We start from the raw sequence: 17774 nt of genomic DNA, 5'->3' as shown, positions 1-17774 counted from the left end.
AAATGGCACGGACTATTAATGAGCGTTACCACGGTTCACTGACCGCCTTAATCACTCCCATGAAGAAGGATGGCACGCTCGATGAGCAGGCCGCCACCCGGCTGATTGAACGTCAGATTCAGGGGGGCACGACAGGTCTCATTCCTTCTGGCACGACAGGGGAAAGCCCGACCCTTTCTCATGAAGAACATGGCCGGGTTATTGAACATTGTGTGGAGGTGGCCGCTGGCCGTGCCCTGGTGATGGCCGGTGCAGGCTCCAACAGCACGCATGAGGCCGTAGGTATGGCTCGCCACGCCCATAAGGTGGGGGCGGATGCTCTGCTGGTGGTTGTTCCTTATTATAACAAGCCGACACAGGAAGGGCTGTATCGTCATTTCATGACGGTAGCTGATGCGACACCGCTGCCGCTTTGGCTGTATTGTATCCCAGGTCGCTCCGTTGTGGACCTAACCCCGGAGACGCTGGGCCGTTTGGCTAAGCACCCGAATATCGTCGGGACGAAGGATGCCACGGCCAACCTGACACGCCCGATCGCCGTACGGCGTGAAGCTGGTGCGGAGTTTAATCAGCTTTCAGGTGAAGATGGGACGATTCTGTCTTTCCTGGCCGCCGGTGGGCATGGGTGCATTAGTGTGACGTCTAATGTGGTGCCGGACCTCTGCTCGCAGATGCATCGTTTGTGGCAGGAGGGGAAGGTGCAGGAAGCTATCGCCCTTCAGGACAGATTGATGCCACTGCATGATGCCCTGTTTGCCGAGACCAGCCCGGCCCCGGCTAAATATGCGATGTCCCGTCTTGGGTTGTGCGAATCAACGCTTCGTCTGCCTATGGTGGAGCCTACCGAAGCCACAAAGAAGCGTGTGGATGCTGCCCTGCATTCACTTGGCCTTCTGGATTAAGACGTAACGTCATGGCAGCCAGCAAGAAAAAGACAAAAGGCGGGCTGATTTCGCACGGCATTGCCGCACAGAATCGTAAAGCCCGTTTTAATTATAGTATTTTGGAAACTGTGGAGGCGGGGCTCGTCCTCAAAGGACCAGAGGTCAAGAGTCTGCGCATGGGGCGTGCGACCTTGAGTGAGGCTTACGCTATCGAGCGGGATGGTGAGTTGTGGCTCATCAACTCGTATATTCCTGAATATCAGGGGGGCGTTTTGTCCCGGTTTGATACACGGGCCCCTCGCAAACTCTTGCTGCACCGTAAGCAGCTGGCGAAATATATCGGGGAGATCACCAAAGCGGGGGCGTCTTTGGTACCGCTGGATATTCATTTCAATGCCCGTGGTATGGCCAAGGTAACGCTTGGTCTTGGTAAGGGGCGTAAGAAAGAAGATAAGCGGCACGCCATCGCCGACCGTGATTGGCAGCGGGACAAGGCCCGTCTTCTGAGAAATAAAGGGCGGGGGGATTACTGATTCCCCGCTGGCAAAGTAGCCAATATGAAAAACCCCACGCTCTAATAAGAACGTGGGGTTTTTCTTTGAACAGCTTATACCGCTATTTTATTCGGCAGTAATCTGTACAGCCTCAGGGCCTTTATGTCCCTGAACAACCTTCATGCCGACCGGCTGGCCGTCAGAGAGGCCGTGAAGGCCGGAACGCTCCAGAGCGGAGGCGTGAACGAACACATCCTTGCCGCCAGTTTCCGGCGTGATGAAACCGAAACCCTTTGTGGTGTTGTACCACTTGACGATCCCGCGCATCTCTTCAGCCTGGGAGAGGTCGGGAGCGGGGCTAAAACGCTCCTGGCGCATAGGAGCAGATTGGCGGCGGGGGGCTTCTGCTGTAGCTGTGCTGGCATCGACAGAAAGCACTTCGGCCACCTGGCGGCCTTTGGGGCCCTGACCAACGCGGACGACGACCGTCGTACCCGGTGCTGGCTCGGCATGGCCGAGGGCGCTGATAGTGTTGGCATGGAGGAACACATCACCACTGCCATCGCTCAACCCTACGAAGCCGAAGCCACGCTCTGTGTTGAACCATTTAACAGTGCCGGTGATCTCCGGGCCTGTCGGGGTGATCTGCGGGCCACCACGGCCACCACCACGGCGGGGTGCACCACCGCCAAAATTACCACCACCGCGCGGTGCATCGTAACTGCCGCGATCGTCAAAGTAAGAAGGCTGGGTCATGAAATCGCGGTCAAAGCCGCCGCGGCGAGAGGAAAAGGAGCTGCGGTCGGATCTATTATTTCTCAAGGGTCTCGTCCCGTACTGGGGTCATCAGGGAGGGAGCAGTTGGTCTGCCCCCTCGGGGTCTTATGTTGAAACATGCCTGCATGTTCCATTGCTGACGGTAGCATGTTTTTCTAATTACGCCATAAGGAAAAAGATGAAATTATGATAATTTTTTTCCGTCGTTATTGTGGGCTGTATTCTAAGGAATATTTGTCCGGAAGTCGGTTTTGCAGATAGTGATAATGTAAGTTTGTAGCTGTACTGATAGTAATTAACGATTTGTATGTATTTTTCGGGTTGTTTAGCCCGATACAAGCAGCCTGCTGGGCATGGCCCGGTCAAATATATGTAGAAGGTCCTGAAGGGCCAGCCCTCTGGGGCTGGTTAGCTCAGGGTCACGGGTTAGCTCACGCTGACTGTCCTGCCGCATGGCTGTTAGAAGCAGGGAGAGGCGGGTTGGATCCGTCAAACGAAACCCGGGCATGCCGGATTGACGGTTCCCCGTCAGGTCTCCCCCACCACGGATGCGGAAATCTTCATCGGCAATAAGGAAGCCATCTTCTGTATCTCGCAGGAGGTGGAGCCGCCGCTGAGCCGTGAAGCTGGTGCCCTCACTGTGCAGTAGCAGGCAGAAGGACTTCTGCGCCCCCCGGCCGACACGGCCACGCAACTGATGCAACTGGGCAAGGCCGAAGCGTTCAGCTTGCTCGATGACCATGATGGTGGCGTTAGGAATATCCACGCCGACCTCGATGACTGTCGTGGCGACCAGCAGGCGGGTCTGTCCTTTCTGGAAGGCCGTCAGGGCGTTTTGCCGTGTGTCGATGTCCTGTTTGCCATGCGCTAGCCCGATGATGGAGCCAAAACGTTTTGTCAGCTCGGCCCAGCGTTCTTCTGCTGCTGCGGCACTCTGGGTCTCACTTTCTTCTATGAGTGGGCAGACCCAGAATATCTGTTTTCCTTGATCCAATGCCCGTTTTATCCCGGCAAAAATATCATCCAGCTTACCCATATTATGCACGGTTGTATGAATCGGCTGGCGTCCGGCTGGTTTGCTATCTAGTCGGCTTACCCCCATTTCTCCCCATTCTGTAAGCTGGAGAGTACGGGGAATGGGAGTGGCGGTCATAACAAGCAGGTCCGTAGCGGGGCCTTTACTGGCTAGTTTCATGCGCTGCTCCACCCCGAAGCGGTGTTGCTCATCAATCACAGCGAGTCCAAGATCGGCAAAAGTGACGCCATCCTGAAAAAGCGCATGGGTGCCGATAGCGATTTTTGCATGACCATCGGCCAGTTTTGCTAATGCAACCCGCCGTGCTTTCCCTTTGACAGACCCGCTGAGAAACACGAACGGTACGGGGCATAGGGCCTCGAACGTACTGGCATGTTGCTGGGCCAGGATTTCCGTTGGGGCCATGAAGGCGGCCTGTGTTCCGGCTTCGACAGCTTGGAGCATGGCCATCATGGCAACAAGGGTTTTTCCAGCTCCGACATCGCCCTGTAGCAGGCGCATCATGGGGGCGGGACGTTCCATGTCCGCTGCGATTTCGGCCATGACACGATGTTGGGCCGGGGTTGGTTTATGGCCGAAATGCTCCAGTAAAGCGTGACGTAAGGAGCCATCGCCCCCCAGCGAGCGGCCTGCCCGTGTTTTAGCCTGCATACGGGCCAGCCCCAAGCAGAGCTGGTCTGCCAGAACTTCATCAGCTGCCAGCCGAGCACGGGCACGCTCAAGAATGGGCGTGGGGTCTTGGTCCGCAGGGAGAGTTTCGGGAAAGTGCATCAATCCTAGTGCTGTGACGAAATCAGGCCAATCTCGCTTTTTTATAAGAGGTGGGTCCAGCCATTCTGGTAGATCAGTAGGGACTAGGGCTAAAGCTGCCTGCATGGCCCGTCGTACAGTGGAAGGGAACAGACCTGCCGTTAGGGGCCATACCGGTTCCAGCCATGGGAAGTTGTCTTTCTTCTCCCAAGCCATGATGTGATCCGGGCGGGAAAGGGTTAGCCGGTCGTGATAATGGCCTACCCGGCCAGAGACGAGGATTTCCGTCCCCTCTGGTGGTAGGAAAAGACGTCCTTTTTGGAAGAAGGTGATTTCCAGTGTGCCGGTATTGTCTCGGGTGGTTAGGATGGTTGGCTGGGAGGCACGGGTAGGGCGGCGGACGCCAACGACATGCACATGGCTTGTCAGGATATCGCCTGCCAGTAATGTTTTGCCCTCGGCAAGGGTCATGAGCCTGCGCCGGTCGATCAGCTTTTCCGGTAGGGTAAAGAGCAGGTCGATAATTCGTTTCCCGCCGCTGATTTTATTGAGCATTGTGGCATGGCGTGGCCCTATCCCTGGCAAACTGCTTATGGGAGCCAGAAGGGGGGCGATCCGTGCGGAAGGGGGAGCTAGGGGCATGGCATCGAGAGGTGTAGCGGCTTCTGGGCTGACAGGGGGCTTAGGGAGGGCTATAGGGTAGCAAAACCGGCTAATAATAAAAATGTCCTTTTCACGAGTGGAGAGCTTGCGCTGATGCCTGCCGATCGTTCCGTCACTGCGTCCTTTGGTCCGACAGTCTGGGGGGTGCCTGATGGTGCGGTGGCATTTCTGCTTCGTCAGCGTTTGTCTGAACATAAGGGGACGCTGGTGCATGTGGCCCATGATGATGCCGCCCTTGCGTCTCTGGCGGACATGCTGGGCTGGCTGGTGCCGGAGGTTTCTGTCCTACGTTTCCCGGCATGGGACTGTCTGCCTTATGACCGTATTTCGCCTAACCCTTCCATCGTGGCTGAACGTGTCTCCACGCTGAGCCACCTGCTAGAACCACGACCAGAAACGGGGCGCATCGTCCTGACGACCGTACACGCCATGCTTCAGCGTGTGCCACCTCGTGCGGCTTTTGCGGGACAGACTATTCATGTGAAGGTTGGCGATACGCTGGATGTAGCGAAATTGGCAGAACAGCTCGTTGCCAGCGGTTATAGCCGTGTAGATACGGTGATGGAGCGTGGCGAATTCGCCATGCGGGGCAGCATCTTCGATCTTTATCCTGCGGATGCAGGTGAGCCTGTCCGGCTGGATCTGTTCGGTGATGAGGTGGACAATATCCGCAGTTTTGATGCGGCTACCCAGCGTTCCACGGATAAACGGACAGGTTTCAGCCTGACGCCTGTTTCGGAATATGCGCTGGATCAATCCAGCTTGAGCCGGTTTCAGACAGGCTGGCGGGATGTGTTTGGTGTCGGGGCGATGGAGGATGTTCTCTACCGCCAGCTTTTGGAAGGACGCAGGGCCAGCGGAGCGGAACATTATCTGCCACTGTTCCATGATGGCGATGGTCAGCATATGGAAACCCTGCTGGATTATCTGCCGGATGCTGCCCTGAGTTTCGAGCGGGATACGCCGGACATCCTGACGGCACGGCTGGACATGATCGCCGATCATTATCAGGCCCGTTGTGCTGCGGGGCATGAGGGGGAGCTGCCCTATCGACCTCTGCCACCGCACAGGCTTTATCTGAACCGTCATGGCTGGGATGGGATGTTGCAGGGGCATCCTACAGTTCTTTTGTCACCTTTTGCTCAGCCTGATGGTGCCGAGGGCGTAGATGCCGGGTACAGGCCGGGGCCGGTTTTTGCGAGTATGGGTGGTGCTGGACGGGAAGGGGTTTTCCAGCAGTTTTCTCTCCATGTGCAGGACTGGGCGAAGCAGGGGCGGCGCACCTATCTGACGGCCTGGAGCAATGGTTCTAGGGAGCGCATCAGCACTTTGCTGCGGGATCATGACATTCCCTGCGAAAGTTTCGATGATTGGGCACAGGCGGCGGGTATGGCCCGTGGGGCTGTCGGGCTTGTCGTGCTGGGTATGGAGCGGGGCTTTACCGGGGAGCGTCTGGCCTTTGTGTCCGAGCAGGACCTGCTAGGGGAACGTCTGGCCCGTCCACCCCGGCGCAGGCGCAAGGGTAATGACTTCATCACGCAGATCGGCGAGATTTCAGAAAGCGATCTCGTCGTGCATGAGGAATATGGTATTGGCCGTTATGTTGGGTTGGAGACGGTGCGGGAAGGGCGTGTGGCCCATGATTATCTCTCCATCCTGTATGATGGTGAGCAGCGTCTCCTTCTGCCCGTGGAAAATATCGACCTGCTGAGCCGTTTTGGCTCCGAGCAGGGAACCGTGCAGCTAGACCGTCTGGGTGGCAGCTCGTGGCAGGCCCGTAAGGCGAAGATGAAGACGCGCCTGCGGGAAATGGCCGGAGAGCTGATCCGCACAGCGGCGGCCCGTGCCATGAAGGAAGCTCCCATCATGGCCCCGGCAGAAGGGATGTGGGATGAATTCTGCGCTCGTTTCCCCTTTATGGAGACAGAAGACCAGTCACGGGCCATTGCGGATGTTCTGGAGGACCTGAGCAGCGGCAAACCGATGGACCGGCTCGTCTGTGGTGATGTGGGCTTTGGCAAGACGGAGGTGGCCTTGCGGGCTGCTTTCGTAGCGGCCATGTCCGGGATGCAGGTGGCGGTTGTCGTGCCTACGACCCTTCTGGCCCGGCAGCATTATATCGGCTTTAAGAAGCGGTTCGAGGGGCTGCCTGTGAAGGTGGAGCAGCTTTCTCGCATGGTCACGGCCAAGGAAGCCACGAAAGTGCGGGAAGGGCTGGCCGATGGGACGGTAGATATCGTCATCGGTACCCATGCGTTGCTCTCGAAAGCCGTGTCCTTCGAGCGGCTGGGAATGCTCATCATTGATGAGGAACAGCATTTTGGTGTGTCCCATAAGGAGAAGCTGAAGGCCCTGCGGGAAGACGTACATGTGCTGACGCTGTCTGCCACGCCTCTACCACGGACACTTCAGCTTTCCCTTTCCGGCGTGCGGGAAATGAGCCTGATCGCTACCCCGCCGACTGATCGCCTGTCCGTGCGTACCTTCATCACGCCTTTTGACCGGGTGATGATTCATGAGGCCATCCAGCGGGAACGCTTCCGGGGTGGGCAGGTCTTCTGCGTGGTACCTCGTCTGACGGACATGCGGCACATGGCCGACCGGCTGCGGGAGATCGTACCCGATGCCCGCATCACGGAGGCTCATGGCCGCCTTACCCCTACCGAGCTGGAAACGGTGATGACGGAGTTCTCGGAAGGGAAATACGACATTCTGCTCTCCACCAACATTGTGGAGAGTGGGCTGGACATGCCCCGGGTCAATACGATCATCATTCACCGGGCTGATATGTTCGGCCTGGGGCAGCTTTACCAGTTGCGGGGCCGTGTCGGGCGGGCCAAGCAGCGGGGTTATGCCTATCTGACATGGCCACAAACGCATGTTTTGTCCGCCTCATCCGTTAAACGGCTGGAGATCATGCAGACGCTTGATTCTCTCGGGGCAGGCTTCACGCTGGCATCCCATGACCTTGACCTGCGGGGGGCCGGGAATCTTCTGGGCGATGAGCAGTCCGGCCATATCAAGGAAGTCGGCATCGAGCTGTACCAGCAAATGCTTCAGGACGCTGTGACGGACCTGCGCCGGATGCGGAATGAGAGTGAGGAGGAAGATACGGGCTGGACGCCGAACATCATTCTCGGCCTGCCGGTGCTACTGCCGGAAGAGTATGTGAAGGACCTACCCGTCCGTCTCGGCCTGTACCGCCGCATAGCCGCTCTGAAGGATGAGGCGGATGTGGACGCCATGCGGGTCGAGCTGGTGGACCGTTTCGGCCCTCTGCCGCAGGAGGTAGAGAATCTTCTGGATGTTGTGATGATCAAGAAGCTTTGCCGTGAGACGGGCGTGGAACGGTTGGAGGCCGGGCCGAAAGGCATGGTCCTCCAGTTCCGTAAGAATAAGTTCGGTAATCCGGATGGTCTGATCCGCTGGGCTGCCCGTAATGAGAAGGCCGGGGTTAAGATACGGCCTGACCATAAGCTGGCTATGGTGCGGGAAATGACCAATGCTGTGCGGATCAGCATGGCCCGGAAGATTCTGGCCTCCCTGACCAAACTGTTGGATAAGGTCCGCCCGGCAGACGCAGGTTGATGATCACGGTTTATAACCTGACGTAGACATGGGGCGGCAATAATGAAGCCGCCCCATGTGCGTGATGCTATTGGATGAGCCCTCTTCAGGCCTGTGTAACAAGAGAGGGGTCAGCAGCGGACCCGAACATTTCATAATGGATTCGCTCCATAGGAATATTCTGTTCCTTCAGTGTGTGGATCATGCTGAGCATGAATTCTGTTGGACCGCAGATGTAGAAATCTGCTTGTTTGTCCTCATGAGTTTTCAGCCAAGATGGTGAGATACGTCCGGTATGGAGGTCCACCCCTTTCATCTGCGGGGGGAGGCTGTTCATCTGGCTATAGAACAGGTCTGCCTTGATGGTGCCATTAGCCGCCAGAGTGCAAATCTTATCGGCAAAGATTGTTGTCTGTGTGGACTGTGTGCCGTGAATGAAATGGATGGAACGGCGATCATTGCGTGCAGCCAGTGTCTCCATCATGGACATGATGGGGGTGATGCCTGCACCGGCGGAGATGAAGCACAGAGGCCTCTCGGAGGAAGGGTTTAGGAAGAAATCACCTGCCGGGGCAGAGACTTCCAGTATATCTCCCTCTTGTGCATGATCATGGAACCAGCGAGAGACCAGACCGTCTTCACGCTTTTTGATGGTGATGCGGTAATGATTATCAGCCGGGGCGGAGGAAATGCTGTAATTGCGCCGCTCTGACCCAACATCGGGTATGTCTAGCCGGAAGCTGAGATATTGGCCCGGCCGATGTTTCATGACGGGTTGGCCATCCACAGGGGTGAGGGTGAAGGAGGCGGTATCAGCCGTCTCCATTGACCGGCTAGCGATGCGGAAGGGACGCCATCCCGTCCAGCCGCCTTTTTCTGCGGTATGGGCATGGTAAATCTGTTGCTCTCGGTTGATCAGCACATCAGCGAGAAAACCGTAGGCTTCTTTCCAGGCCTCCATGATGTCGGGTGTGGCCTGATCCCCTAGAACGTGGGCAATAGCCCCCAAGAGAGCCGTGCCGACAAAGGGGTAATGTTCCGGCAGAATGTTCAGCCCAACATGTTTCTCGGCAATGCGTTCAATCATGTCCTTCAGGGGCGTGGGATCATCAATATGGCGTGCATAGGCGAGGACGGCAAACGCCAGAGCCTTGGGTTGGTCGCCACTTTTCTGGTGAGAAATGTTGAAGAGATCACGAATGGCTTCGTCACTTAGAAGCCGCCGGTACATTTCCTGCGTGATGGCGAGGCCGTGGGCCTCCAGTGCGGGGATGCAAGCTTTGACGATGGAGCGCGTTTGCGGGGAGAGGGAAGCAGGCATTGGGTAATATTCCTAAAACATGTATAAAAAATACATGTTTATGATAGGTCAGTAGGCGATGCTGTCAAGCCGGGGGAGAAGATGTGAGGAAATTGGTTGGCAATGGTCATCTTTCTGTTAGTTTTGGAGGAGGAGCCGCTGCCGTTATACCGCCTGTCTTGCAGGCTGGTTCGGAGTGACGCCGGATCATTTGAGTTACGACCGGAAGGAAGCTCCCGGAATGCGTCTGACCCTCTATACCGATTATGCTTTTAGATCCCTGATCTATCTGGAAACGCAGAAGGACCGCCTTGTTTCCATTGGGGAAATAGCCCGTGTTTATGGGATTTCGGAGAATCATCTGGTCAAGGTGGTGCATCGGCTAGGGCGTCATGGTTTCATCAAGACGCTGCGTGGGCGCAATGGCGGGCTTCGTTTGGGGAAAAATTCGGAAGATATTTATCTTGGCGACATCGTCCGCTGCACAGAAGATGATCTCGCTCTTGTCGGCTGTATGCGGAAGGATGAGGAGGCTTCAGGCTGTATTCTTGTGGGAGGGTGCCGCCTGAAACAGACCCTCCTGAAAGCTCGCTTTGCCTTTATGAACGTGCTGGATGAGGTCACGCTGGCTGATGTCACGGCCCCACATGAGCGTAAGGTACTGATGCAGGCGGTGCAGGAGCTGAGTAGCAAACCGTAGCGGTAAGAGCGGTTTTAGCCCGCCGGGCGGCTAGGCCATTGTAAAAGGGACCGCCAGTTGGCCCATGTGCCCTGATAGGCAAACCGTGAGCATGTATCTAGCACCTGCTCAACCTGATGATGGTGTATGAAGGCGAGTCCCGCATCGGATAGGGCGGTGTTGATCATATTGAAGGGGATGTTTTGTTCTTTTAGCATCCCAGCGATCCAACGCATTGTGCCAACAACCATGGCCCCCGGGCCGGTCGAGACCCAGATATTTTCAAAATATCCCGTGTCCAGAATGTGTTGGACCCGTTGGAACATGGTTTCCATGATGTGTTGCATCAGGGGGTTGCCCGCCTCACAGATGAGGACATCATTATCAAGACACCATGGCTGCCCGATGGAATAGGACAGTAGTGCCTTGAAGGATGTCCCTTTGGTGATCTCCGTCAGTGGGGCCCGGCTGATGACGTCAGCATCAATATAAACCCCACCTTTTACGTGCAGATAGCAAAGCCGCCAGAAGTCCGACCGCATGGCGGGATGAGGGCAGGCGTCATAAAGTGTTGTGATTTCCGCACCATAATGGGCCTGAATGAAGGCACGGGCTGTTTCATCACATTCCAGATAGTAGGTGAAGTCCGGGTGATCCCGCCGGATGCTCTCCATCGCTGTGCGGACATCCCCCGGTGGGACAGGTTTGTCCCAAAACTGCACGATATGTTTGGGAATGGTGTGAGGGAAATCTTGCGGAACACAGCGGGGCATATTGGGGAACAGACGTTCCTCTATACCCAGTGGTAGCAGGTTGAAGCAGGCGCCCTGATCACCGTTTAGGGCGCCATTAAATAGGTCAGAATATAGAGTCGGGTAATCGGAAAAATTACGACTCACCACGGAACCCTGTGGCAATGACATACAGCTCACTCGATTCCTTGCGGGAGGCGGGCGGCTTAACGTGTTTGACGACCGCAAAGTTACGCTTCATCAGGTCTAGCATGCTTTTTTCAGAACCACCCTGAAAGACCTTGGCGATGAAGGCACCACCTTCGGCAAGGATTTTCAGAGCGAAATCAAGGGCATTTTCAGCAAGGTCCATAATGCGGATATGGTCCGTTGCGGCATGGCCGGTCGTATTGGGGGCCATGTCGGACATGACAAGATCAGCCCGCCCGCCGAGCATGGATTGGAGGCGTTCCGGCATGTCGGCCTCCATGAAGTCGCCTTCGATAATCTCTGCACCTGGTACGGGGTCTACGGGTAGAAGGTCCACGCCAATTACCTTGGCAGCTCCACGTTTGACGGCAATCTGTGCCCAGCCACCCGGTGCGGCGCCGAGGTCCACAACCCGGCTGCCCGGCTTGATGAAGTGAAAGCGGTCATCCATTTCCAGCAGTTTAAAGGCCGCCCGGGACCGCCAGCCTTGTTGCCGGGCTGCTGATACATAGGGGTCATTCAGCTGGCGATTCAGCCAGCGTTGTTGGGCGGGTGTACGTCCCCGTGCTTTGCGGAGTTTGACGGTCTGTGTCCGTAAAGTCTGTGACGTAGCGGCGTCATCTGCTGTATCCCGTGTGCCGGGTGTGCGGGAGTGACGCAAGGGCTTGCCGGGAATACGGGGGGCTGTCGTGCCGCTTTTGGAACGGCGGGAGGAAGGGGGCGTATGTTTTGGGCTCATAAAGGGAAAGATAAGCTCTTACCGGCTCCCTGCAAAGCCTGTCCGTTGCTGTCCGCCCCTTTTTACTTGTAAGGGGTGATGAAAGCACGAGCCGGAAGGCCACTCTTTAGAAGAACAGGACAGCTTGTGAGACAGTTTTACGCCGCTTTTGTTCTGGCCGCCTTGGCCCTATGTGTTGGTGCCGTCCTAGGGTACGGACATACGCCCAGCCTGTATGGGGCCCTTATGGGGGTAGAGGGTGTGGCCATTCTTGCCTTAATGGAAACGGCTGAATCGATGGATAATGCCATCGTTGATTATGGCATCCTCAAGACCATGTCGCCCCGTTGGCAGAAGCGTTACATCAGCTGGGGGATGCCAATTTCCGTGTTGGGGATGCGCTTTCTGTTCCCCGTTCTTCTGGTGGCTCTGGTGGCAGGTTTGTCACCGTGGCAGGCGGCTCGCTTGGCTGTGATGGAGCCGCAGCGTTACGCCTCTATCATGCTTGGTGCAAAGGATATGATCTCTGCCTTCGGTGGGGCCTTCCTTCTTCTGATTGCGCTGAATTACTTTCTGGATGACGATAAAACCCACCACTGGCTCTCATGGCTGGAGCGTCCAGCGGCTCGTCTGGGTGGGGTATCGGCCCTGCCAGTTGGGTTGACGCTAGCTGTTCTCATGCTTGTGAGCCGCCTGATGGGCCCGGGGCATGACCCGATGGCATTCCTCTTTTGGGGCTGTGGCGGTGTGGCGGCTTATATTCTGGGTAAAGAAACGCTGGTTTGGTTGATCGGCGAGCCGGGGGCTTCTCGCATGGCGGCAGGTGGCGGGCTGCTTACATTCCTGTATCTGGAATTTATTGATGCCAGCTTCTCATTTGATGGCGTTATTTCAGCCTTTGCGATCACGACGGACCCGGTCGTTATTGCACTGGGGCTTGGGGTGGGGGCGATGTTCGTCCGCTCCATGACACTCTCCATGCTGAAGACCAACGCTCTGGCTGAGTATGTTTATGTGGAGCATGGGGCATTTTATACCATTTTCATTCTTTCCTTGTTGATGCTGGTTAGTGTGCTGGTGGAAGTTCCGGAATGGGTGACAGGGCTTGTGGGCATCCTGCTGATTGGTGGTGCTTTTCTGGCGAGTGCGGTGAGACGCCCCGTAAAATAAAGGAAAAACTTTCCTTAACCCCTTGCACTGCAAGGAAAATAAGGCTAGAACCCCTCCAGCAAACGCCGCTTGGGAGATAGTTTAGCGGTAGAACTACCGGCTCTGACCCGGTCAGCCCTGGTTCGAATCCAGGTCTCCCAGCCATTTTTATGGTGAGTTTGCAGAAGGGGACAGCCCCACCGCTTGGGAGATAGTTTAGCGGTAGAACTACCGGCTCTGACCCGGTCAGCCCTGGTTCGAATCCAGGTCTCCCAGCCATTTCTTTTCCGTGCAAGATAAATCCTTTCTTACGTGTTGGCTAGCTGCCGATTTGCGTGACGGAGCACATCGCTGTAAGCAGGACCATCCCTGACCAGAGCCGGAATATGGTGGAACTGTGGCTGCAACAATTTCTTCTGATCTGATCGCCCGCTATGGCGGCAACCTACCACGCTATACAAGCTACCCAACGGCGGTCAGTTTTTCCGAGGCGATTGGACCGCAGGATGTGGCGGGCTGGCTGAAGGCCTTACCGGCTGGGCAGTCCGTTTCTCTCTATTTCCATGTTCCTTTCTGTGATGAGCTGTGCCGTTTCTGTGCTTGCAACACGGCGGTGATGCGGCAGGAGGAAGGGCGTGCAGCCTATGGCGAGCTGCTTCTCAATGAGCTGCGCCGTCTTGTTGCGTTGATCGGGCGGGGGCGTGTGGTGCATCATCTTCATTTTGGTGGGGGGACACCAACAACCTTGCCAGAATCGGCTCTGCGGAAGGTGATGGCGGCTGTCCGGGAAGAATTCCAACTTGCTGACGATGCCGAGGTTGCCATGGAGATGGACCCCCGGCATGTGCCGGAAGGTATGCTGCCCCTGTTGGCTGAACTTGGCTTCAATCGCATCAGTTTCGGTGTGCAGGACCTTGACCGTACCGTGCAGGAAACTTGCGGGCGTGTGCAGTCTTACGAGCAGACTTTGGCCTGTGTGCAGCAGGCCCGTGCAGCGGGGGTGAATGGGGTAAATATCGACCTGATCTACGGTCTACCCTATCAGACGGTTGAGAGCGTACAGGATACAGCCCGTCGCGTTGCCGGGATGAAGCCGGACCGTCTGGCTGTTTTTGGCTATGCTCATGTGCCGTGGAAGCAGAAACGCCAGCAGCTTATCCCGCAGGATTCCCTACCTTCTTCCGAAGAGCGGTTGCAGCAGGCGGATATGATTGACCGGGTTTTGGTTGAGGAAGGTTATAAGCCCATCGGATTGGACCATTACGCTCACCCCGGCGACGCTATGACCCATGCCTATGAGGCGGGTACGCTACATCGAAATTTTCAGGGATACACGATCGATTCATCGCCTGTTCTGTTAGGAATGGGCGCATCCGCCATCTCCATGACGCCTGATGGATTCTATCAGAACATCCCTTCCACGGCGGCCTATATCCGGGCGTTGGAAGAACATGATGGCTTGCCCATAGCCCGTGGTGTTTTCCGTACGGAAGAAGACCGCTGGCGGGGGAAAGTGATTGAGACCATCATGTGTCTCTCCGCCGTGGACCTGACGCCCTATATCCCGGAGGGTCAGAGCCTGCATGAGGCGTTTGTTGAGGAACTGGCGGCTCTGTCCTCTTTTGAGGAAGATGGGTTGATTCATTGGGAAGGGAACCGGGTGAGCCTGACAGAAAAGGGCAAGCCATTCCTGCGCCATTTGGCGGCTGTGTTTGATATGCGGCGCAAAGAGCTGGCCGCAGCGGCAGATGGCAAGCCGACGCCCCGTTTTTCCTCATCTCTGTGAGGATGATGACCAATGGTAGGCCGTTTTCCTTTGCCTATGGCCAGATAGTGCGTTATGAGACCCTGCCAACAGCTTAATGACCCTTTTAGTGGTGATAAGCTGACCTAGTTGTATCGAACAGGACGCACGATTGGGGGCGTGGGCATCATGACAGATTCTTTTAACGATAAACTTTACAGCCGTGTGCGTGATGCTCTGGCGTTTGATGATGTATTGATCGAACCGGTCGAATCATCTGTTCTTCCTGGTCAGGTCAGCACGAAGACACGCCTTACCCGCAAGCTGGAACTGAACATCCCGCTGCTTTCTTCCGCTATGGACACGGTGACGGAAGAAGAAATGGCTATCTCCATGGCGCAGCAGGGCGGCATGGGCGTCATCCATAAAAATCTGACGCTGGAAGGGCAGGCCGAGCAGGTTCGCCGTGTGAAGCGTTTTGAAGCTGGTATGGTGGTGAACCCTGTCACGGTGGGCCCAGACCAGACACTGAGCGATGTTCATGAAATCATGGCTCGTCATGGTATTTCCGGCCTTCCTGTCGTGGAGAAAGATGGCAAGCTGGTTGGTATTCTGACCAACCGTGACATGCGTTTTACCGAAGATAAAAGCACCCGTGTGCGGGACCTGATGACGCATAAAGGGCTGGTCACGGTCAAGCATGGTGCCTCTGCCGAGCAGGCCCGCCAGCTGTTGCATGATCATCGGATTGAGAAGCTGCTGGTCGTGGATGATGCAGAACGCTGCATCGGCCTTATTACCGTCAAGGATATGGACAAGGCTACGACCCACCCGCTGGCCGTGAAGGACGCAGAAGGCCGCCTGCTGTGTGCTGCGGCTATTGGTGTTGGCGAAGATGGTCTTCGCCGTGGGGCTGCGCTTGTTGAGGCAGGCGTGGATGTGCTGGTGGTCGATACAGCGCATGGTCATTCCCGTGGCGTATTGGAGACCGTGGCTCGCCTGCGTGATAAATATGCCGATGTGCAGTTGATAGCCGGTAACGTGGCCACACCAGAAGCCGCCAGAGCCTTGATCAAGTCCGGTGCAGACTGCGTGAAGATCGGCATTGGTCCGGGCTCCATTTGCACGACCCGTGTTGTAGCCGGTGTTGGCGTGCCGCAGTTCTCCGCTGTTCTGGAAACGGCTGCTGCGTGTCATGAGTTGGATATCCCGGCTATTGCCGATGGTGGCATCCGGACATCAGGTGATATCGTCAAGGCCATTGGTGCCGGTGCGGATGTCGTGATGGTTGGCTCTATGCTGGCAGGGTGTGAAGAAAGCCCCGGTGAGAGCTTCCTGTATCAGGGGCGGACCTACAAAGCTTATCGTGGCATGGGTTCCATGGGGGCTATGGCCCGTGGTTCAGCGGATCGCTACTTCCAGGGTGAAGTGCGGGATACGTTGAAGTTGGTGCCGGAAGGAATTGAAGGGCAGGTGCCATATAAGGGGCCAATGGCTGCCGTGGTGCATCAGCTGGTTGGTGGTCTGCGGGCAGGCATGGGCTATACGGGCTCTGCCACGATTACAGACCTTCAGGCCCGGGCTCGCTTCCGCAAAATTACTAATGCAGGCTTGCGGGAAAGCCACGTGCATGACGTGACTATCACGCGTGAAGCACCGAACTATCGGCTTTAATTGGCTTTAAAAGGTAATTTTTTTCTTTCCTGATGGAAGGAAACAGAGTAGGCGGGGGCCATGACCCCCGCTGCTCGTCTTTCTGGTGCGATTGATCTGCTTTGTGCGATCCAGAACGCACCGCACCGCCCGGCTGATGCCGTAGCTAACAATTTCTTCCGTGAACGCCGCTATATTGGCGGTGGAGATCGTAGAGCTATTTCTACGCTTGCGTGGGATGTTCTGCGGGCATGGCGGCGGTTGCATTGGCATCTGCGGGCAGACCTACGCTATCGGGATGAAGATATTTCCCCGAGGCTGCTTTGTGCAGCCATGCTGCATTTTGTCGGGCAGCCTCTTTCTTCTATTCAGGCCCTGTTTAATGGGGAGCGTTATGCGCCCGCCCCATTGAGTGACCGTGAGATGGTCATGCTGGAGGCTCTGGAAGGGCAGGAGATTAGCAGTGAAAAGCAGTCTCTTCCAGTCCGGTTGGAATATCCCGATTGGCTACAGCCTTACCTAGAAGAAGATTTCGGGGACCGACTGGAAGAGGAAATGCGTGCCCTTATGGGGGCTCCCTCGTTGGATCTTCGGGTGAATCTGCTCAAGGCCACAAGGGAGGAAGCCCTGCGCCGTCTCAAGCGGGAGGGGTTTCATGGTGAGCCAACGGCTCTTTCTCCGTGGGGCATCCGTCTGGAAGGGCGTCAGCCCGTTACAGCGGCGGCCTTATTCCGGGAAGGGATCGTGGAGATTCAGGATGAAGGCAGTCAGCTGATTGCCGCTGCCGTAGATGCTGGACCGGGGCAGAGGCTGCTCGATTACTGTGCCGGTGCTGCTGGGAAGACGTTGGCCCTTGCCATGACGATGGAAAATAAGGGGCAGATCGTTGCTTGCGATGTTTCCCGGGTGCGGTTGGATGGTGCCACAAAACGCCTACGCCGGGCGGGTGTGCATAACGTAACCCGTCATCTGTTGAGCGAAGGTGACAAATGGGCAAAGCGGCGAGAGGGGCAGTTTGATACGGTTCTGGTTGATGCACCTTGTTCCGGCACAGGCACATGGCGGCGCAATCCCGATGCCCGCTTGCGTTTAACGGAAGAGGACATCAAGGAGCTTTGTGTCAAACAGGCTGCCATTCTTGATATTGCGGCCCGTCTCGTTCGCCCGGGTGGGAAGCTGGTTTATGCGACCTGCTCTTTGCTGGGTGTCGAGAACCAGAAACAGATTGAAGCTTTTCTGAAAAGGCAGGAGAAATACAGCCTTCTGCCTGCCGAGAAACGGTCTGCCCTCTTGCCGGAAGCCCTGCGTAATGAGGCCCTTTTCTCTCTGACACCGCATGGTTTTGGAACAGATGGCTTCTTCGTGGCGACTATGGAGAAGGCAGCGGCGGTTTGACCCTATGTAGAGGGGCCGGATTAT

At 56.3% G+C, this 17774-nt stretch carries 13 protein-coding genes and 2 tRNA genes; 10 read left to right on the top strand and 5 right to left on the bottom strand.

What is annotated here, in order from left to right:
* Positions 1 to 2: 2 nt before the first annotated feature.
* Together dapA and smpB are read left to right on the top strand one after the other, a co-directional pair.
* Positions 3 to 902, top strand: a complete 900-nt coding sequence (dapA, locus tag CPA57_RS02225) for a 4-hydroxy-tetrahydrodipicolinate synthase (RefSeq protein WP_182081124.1) — start codon at positions 3 to 5, stop codon at positions 900 to 902.
* A gap of 11 nt (positions 903 to 913) precedes the next feature.
* The gene (smpB, locus tag CPA57_RS02220; protein WP_182081122.1) at positions 914 to 1417 is read left to right on the top strand and encodes an SsrA-binding protein SmpB; all 504 of its coding nucleotides are present in this window, start codon (positions 914 to 916) and stop codon (positions 1415 to 1417) included.
* 87 nt (positions 1418 to 1504) lie between these two features.
* Here smpB and CPA57_RS09025 read toward each other — a convergent pair whose 3' ends face one another.
* Both CPA57_RS09025 and recG read right to left on the bottom strand, forming a co-directional pair.
* Positions 1505 to 2200, bottom strand: coding sequence for a cold-shock protein (locus CPA57_RS09025; RefSeq protein ID WP_326831333.1), 696 nt, complete (start codon positions 2198 to 2200; stop codon positions 1505 to 1507).
* Positions 2201 to 2480: 280 nt separating this feature from the next.
* Positions 2481 to 4583 (bottom strand): ATP-dependent DNA helicase RecG, encoded by a 2103-nt coding sequence (gene recG, locus CPA57_RS02210; protein WP_182081118.1) that lies wholly within the window; start codon positions 4581 to 4583, stop codon positions 2481 to 2483.
* 114 nt (positions 4584 to 4697) lie between these two features.
* Between recG and mfd the strand changes: the two genes are divergently transcribed.
* Positions 4698 to 8192 (top strand): transcription-repair coupling factor, encoded by a 3495-nt coding sequence (mfd, locus tag CPA57_RS02205; protein WP_182081116.1) that lies wholly within the window; start codon positions 4698 to 4700, stop codon positions 8190 to 8192.
* An 85-nt stretch (positions 8193 to 8277) separates the two neighbouring features.
* Here mfd and hmpA read toward each other — a convergent pair whose 3' ends face one another.
* Positions 8278 to 9492 (bottom strand): NO-inducible flavohemoprotein, encoded by a 1215-nt coding sequence (gene hmpA, locus CPA57_RS02200; protein ID WP_182081114.1) that lies wholly within the window; start codon positions 9490 to 9492, stop codon positions 8278 to 8280.
* Between the two features lie 220 nt (positions 9493 to 9712).
* Between hmpA and CPA57_RS02195 the strand changes: the two genes are divergently transcribed.
* A complete protein-coding gene (locus tag CPA57_RS02195; RefSeq protein WP_182081770.1) occupies positions 9713 to 10171 on the top strand; it encodes an RrF2 family transcriptional regulator in 459 nt (152 codons plus the stop codon).
* A gap of 14 nt (positions 10172 to 10185) precedes the next feature.
* Here the strand turns inward: CPA57_RS02195 and CPA57_RS02190 are convergent, their stop codons facing one another.
* Positions 10186 to 11073 carry a glycosyltransferase family 32 protein gene (locus CPA57_RS02190; protein ID WP_182081112.1) on the bottom strand — a complete coding sequence of 296 codons (888 nt, stop codon included), beginning with the start codon at positions 11071 to 11073 and terminating at the stop codon, positions 10186 to 10188.
* The gene (locus CPA57_RS02185) at positions 11039 to 11830 is read right to left on the bottom strand and encodes an RlmE family RNA methyltransferase (protein WP_182081110.1); all 792 of its coding nucleotides are present in this window, start codon (positions 11828 to 11830) and stop codon (positions 11039 to 11041) included. Before CPA57_RS02185 ends, CPA57_RS02190 begins: the two co-directional genes overlap by 35 nt.
* A 126-nt stretch (positions 11831 to 11956) precedes the next feature.
* Between CPA57_RS02185 and CPA57_RS02180 the strand changes: the two genes are divergently transcribed.
* From CPA57_RS02180 to CPA57_RS02155, 6 genes are all read left to right on the top strand, one after another.
* A complete protein-coding gene (locus CPA57_RS02180; protein WP_182081108.1) occupies positions 11957 to 12979 on the top strand; it encodes a DUF475 domain-containing protein in 1023 nt (340 codons plus the stop codon).
* A gap of 70 nt (positions 12980 to 13049) precedes the next feature.
* Positions 13050 to 13123 (top strand) — tRNA-Gln (locus CPA57_RS02175).
* Positions 13124 to 13163: 40 nt separating this feature from the next.
* Positions 13164 to 13237: transfer RNA gene (locus CPA57_RS02170), tRNA-Gln, on the top strand.
* 118 nt (positions 13238 to 13355) lie between these two features.
* Positions 13356 to 14744: an oxygen-independent coproporphyrinogen III oxidase gene (gene hemN / locus CPA57_RS02165; RefSeq protein WP_182081106.1), complete on the top strand. Its 1389-nt coding sequence runs from the start codon at positions 13356 to 13358 to the stop codon at positions 14742 to 14744.
* A 147-nt stretch (positions 14745 to 14891) separates the two neighbouring features.
* Positions 14892 to 16376: an IMP dehydrogenase gene (guaB, locus tag CPA57_RS02160; RefSeq protein WP_182081104.1), complete on the top strand. Its 1485-nt coding sequence runs from the start codon at positions 14892 to 14894 to the stop codon at positions 16374 to 16376.
* Between the two features lie 60 nt (positions 16377 to 16436).
* Positions 16437 to 17750, top strand: a complete 1314-nt coding sequence (locus tag CPA57_RS02155) for an RsmB/NOP family class I SAM-dependent RNA methyltransferase (RefSeq protein WP_182081102.1) — start codon at positions 16437 to 16439, stop codon at positions 17748 to 17750.
* The last annotated feature ends 24 nt before the right edge of the window (positions 17751 to 17774 follow it).

This window comes from Bombella favorum, assembly GCF_014048475.1.
GTDB lineage: Bacteria > Pseudomonadota > Alphaproteobacteria > Acetobacterales > Acetobacteraceae > Bombella > Bombella favorum.
This window is presented reverse-complemented; position numbering and strand designations above follow the sequence as displayed.

What these genes read in the sequence shown, in the direction of transcription:
- smpB (WP_182081122.1), top strand. Translation starts at nt 914, where the DNA reads ATGGCAGCCAGCAAGAAAAAGACAAAAGGCGGGCTGATTTCGCACGGC.
- CPA57_RS02195 (WP_182081770.1), top strand. Translation starts at nt 9,713, where the DNA reads ATGCGTCTGACCCTCTATACCGATTATGCTTTTAGATCCCTGATCTAT.
- CPA57_RS02185 (WP_182081110.1), bottom strand. Translation starts at nt 11,830, where the DNA reads ATGAGCCCAAAACATACGCCCCCTTCCTCCCGCCGTTCCAAAAGCGGC.
- dapA (WP_182081124.1), top strand. Translation starts at nt 3, where the DNA reads ATGGCACGGACTATTAATGAGCGTTACCACGGTTCACTGACCGCCTTA.
- hmpA (WP_182081114.1), bottom strand. Translation starts at nt 9,492, where the DNA reads ATGCCTGCTTCCCTCTCCCCGCAAACGCGCTCCATCGTCAAAGCTTGC.
- recG (WP_182081118.1), bottom strand. Translation starts at nt 4,583, where the DNA reads ATGCCCCTAGCTCCCCCTTCCGCACGGATCGCCCCCCTTCTGGCTCCC.
- CPA57_RS02155 (WP_182081102.1), top strand. Translation starts at nt 16,437, where the DNA reads ATGACCCCCGCTGCTCGTCTTTCTGGTGCGATTGATCTGCTTTGTGCG.
- CPA57_RS02190 (WP_182081112.1), bottom strand. Translation starts at nt 11,073, where the DNA reads ATGTCATTGCCACAGGGTTCCGTGGTGAGTCGTAATTTTTCCGATTAC.
- guaB (WP_182081104.1), top strand. Translation starts at nt 14,892, where the DNA reads ATGACAGATTCTTTTAACGATAAACTTTACAGCCGTGTGCGTGATGCT.
- mfd (WP_182081116.1), top strand. Translation starts at nt 4,698, where the DNA reads ATGCCTGCCGATCGTTCCGTCACTGCGTCCTTTGGTCCGACAGTCTGG.